Raw genomic sequence first — 3,118 nt, 5'->3', positions numbered from 1 at the left:
TCGAGGGCTGCCGTCGGGGCAGCGCCCGAAGCGCGACGAGCCTGTGGTGGTGCCGCCCACGGCGTACTGGCCGGAGGGCCCCGTAGCGGGCGAGCTACGGATCGGCGCGGACTCCGTGGTGTTCTCCACCGTGGGCCGTACGGTGTCCTGTGCGCCGTGGGGTGTCGACCGGGATCTCGAGCAGAAGCTGTGGGGGCTGCAGCGGGCCCGCGCGAGGGCGACGGGCGGGGTGGTCCTGCGGCGGTTGCCACTGCTGGACGAGGCGAACGCCGCCGCGGGGTCGGCGGGGGCACTGGTCGCTGTGGGGGAGGCGCTGGGGAAGCGCTTCGTGCACGGCGAAGCGGCGAGCGAACTGGTCAGGCAGGAAGAGCTGGCCCGGGCACGGAACGCGTCCTTGCAGATCGGGCTGGCGGTGGATGACCCCAGGTGGGTGGATCTGCCCTGGGAGACCCTGACCGTGCCTGGTGCGGCGGGCCCGCTGGTGCTGTCGGATCAGGTGGAGCTGTATCGCACCCTGCGGCGGGACAGCGAGCCGGTGGCGGTACAGGTGCCGGGACCGTTGCGCATCCTGGCGGTGGTGGCCAGCCCCGAATCCGGCGGAGGCGAACTCCTTGACTACGAACGTGAACTGAGCCGGATCCTGGACGCGGTCGACCCCGCCCGCTCCGGACACGGCGCGTACGTCCAGGTGCTCAACTGGGGAAGCCTGGCCGAGATCCGTGCGGCGCTGGAGAAAGAGCGTTTTCACATCCTGCATCTGTCCTGCCACGCCGCCCCCGGGATGCTGATCCTCGAGGACGAACACGGTCACGCCGACGAGGTCGACGCGCAGCGCTTCATGGGCGCACTGCCCGCCGACCGGGGTGTTCCGCTGGTGGTACTCGCGGGCTGCTCCACCGCCCGTACCTCCGTGGAGCGGCAGGCGGCCGGGGACGAGGGCGAGGCGGACGGCACGGGCCCCGCCGACACGGCCGATGCCGACGGGGAGGGGAGGAACCGGGCGGGGCTGGCGCGCGCGTTGCTGGAGCGCGGGGTGCCGGCCGTACTGGCGATGACCGAGGCCGTGACCGACCGCTACGCCACCGAACTGGCCGCGGACATGTACCGGACGCTGGCGCGGGCCGAGCACCCCAACCCGCTGACCGCGCTCTCGAACGCCCGCCGCACCCTGGAACAGCGGCGCCGCGAGCTGCCGGAGCGTGACCCGCGCGCCGGGTGGCCCGAGTGGGCCACTCCCACACTCTTCTCGGCCGGCCCGCCCCTGCCCCTGTTCGACCGCGCCCACGGCGACGAGCAGGTGGCGGTCGCAGCGGAAACGGCGCTGGAAGAGGGCATGGTGGTGCGCAAGGTCGGCGAGTTCGTCGGCCGCCGCGCCGAGCTGCGCCGGCTGCTGGCCGCCCTGCGGGGCCCGCAGCGGGCCGGTGTGCTGGTGCACGGCATCGGCGGGGTCGGCAAGTCCACCCTCGCCGCCGAGCTGCTGCACCACTACGGCACGGAGCACCAGTTGGTCGTGCCGATCGCGGCCGCCACGACCCGCACCGTCGACTCCGTCCTGGAATGCCTGCGGCAGCGCCTGAGGGCACACTGCCGGAACGCGGGGCTGCCCGAAACGGATCCGCTGCGGCACGTGGTGATGGACCTGGCGGACGCCAGTTCCCCCTGGCGGGACCGGTGGGAGCTGGTTCGCCAGGTCGTGCTGCCACGCCTGCCGGCCATGATGATCGTGGACAATGCCGAGGATCTCCTGACCTTTGCGCCGTCGGGCGAGGGATGGGAATTTACTGACGGGGACCTCGCGGAACTGCTGGCCGCGTGGGTGGCGGCCGGCCCGTGCACCCGGCTGCTGGTCACCAGCCGCCATCCCTTCCACCTCCCCCGACGCGCACACAAGCGGCTCACCACCCACCATCTGGGGCCACTGTCGCTGGCGGAGACCCGCAAACTCATCTGGCGCCTGCCCGGCCTCGACGCCCTCACCCCGGCCGAACAGCGGCGCGCCTACGCCGACGTCGGAGGCCACCCGAGAGCACTGGAATACCTCGACGCCCTGCTGCGCGGCGGCCAGGCACGCTTCCCCGACATCGCCGATCGCATGGAGGCTGCTCTGGAGGACCGTGGCGTCGCCGACCCGGAACGCTGGATGGCAGGTGTGCAGGGTGACCTGGACAAGGCGCTGGCCGAGACCGTCACCCTCGCGGTCGACGACGTCCTGCTGGACACCCTGCTCGCCCAGCTCGACGGCGTGCCACGAGCGCGGCAACTACTGGAAGGGATGGCCGTCTACCGCACCCCGGTCGATGAAACCGGGGCCGCCTGGATGCTGTCGGATCTCACCGCACCCCCCGAACCCGACCCGGCTCTCCGCGAGCGCATCGAAGCGGTGGGCGCCCAGATCGCGGCAGCCCGCACGGCCGAAGCAGGGCCGGACGAGGGCGATGGTCTGCCGTTCGAAGCACTCGCCGAATACAACGCGGTCCTGGAGGAGTGGCGGCGGCCACCGGTCGTCTTGGACGCCCAGGCCCAGAAGGCGTTGAAGCGGCTGCTGGACCTAGGGCTTATCTCACCGGCTCCCGCGCCCCAGGAGGGGCCGGGCAGCCAGTCCACCGGTCTGACCGTGCATCACTGGACCGCCGACGCCCTCCGCAGGCGCGCCCGCGCCGACACCCTCTCAGTCGCCCACCAGCGGGCCGCCGCCTACTGGCGGTGGCGCGTGAACGTCTGGCCCCAGCCACGCGCCGACGACATCACCCAGCTCATCGAGGCCCGCCATCACCACCACCGGGCGGGCGATCTCGATCAAGCCGACGCCGTCACACAGTACGTGTGCCTGCAGTTGCACACCTGGGGAGCCTGGGACTGGGAACAACGCCTGGTGGAAGAGACGCTCACCTGGTTCCCGACCCGCTCCCGCCCTCCCGCTGGCTACACCCACCAGCTAGGCATGATCGCGCAGGCGCGGGGAGACTACCAGCAAGCCGAGGAACACTACCGGTCCGCCCTCACCATCCTGGAGGAGCTCGGCGACCGCGCCGGCATCGCCTCCAGCTACCACCAGCTCGGCATCATCGCGCAGCTACAGGGGGACTACCAGCAGGCCGAGAAACGCTACCGCGCCTCC

At 72.0% G+C, this 3,118-nt stretch carries 1 protein-coding gene; it reads left to right on the top strand.

The window, feature by feature from the left end; translation table 11 throughout:
- Window positions 1-49 precede the first annotated feature (49 nt).
- Window positions 50-3,118 (top strand): CHAT domain-containing protein (locus tag IE312_RS14590; protein WP_189981853.1); only part of this gene is annotated, 3,069 nt, incomplete at its 3' end.

The sequence above is a fragment of the Streptomyces capoamus genome (assembly GCF_014654935.1).
GTDB classification, from domain to species: Bacteria; Actinomycetota; Actinomycetes; order Streptomycetales; family Streptomycetaceae; genus Streptomyces; species Streptomyces capoamus.
The sequence above is the reverse complement of the archived record's forward strand: the minus strand, read 5'-3'. Positions and strand labels throughout refer to the sequence as shown.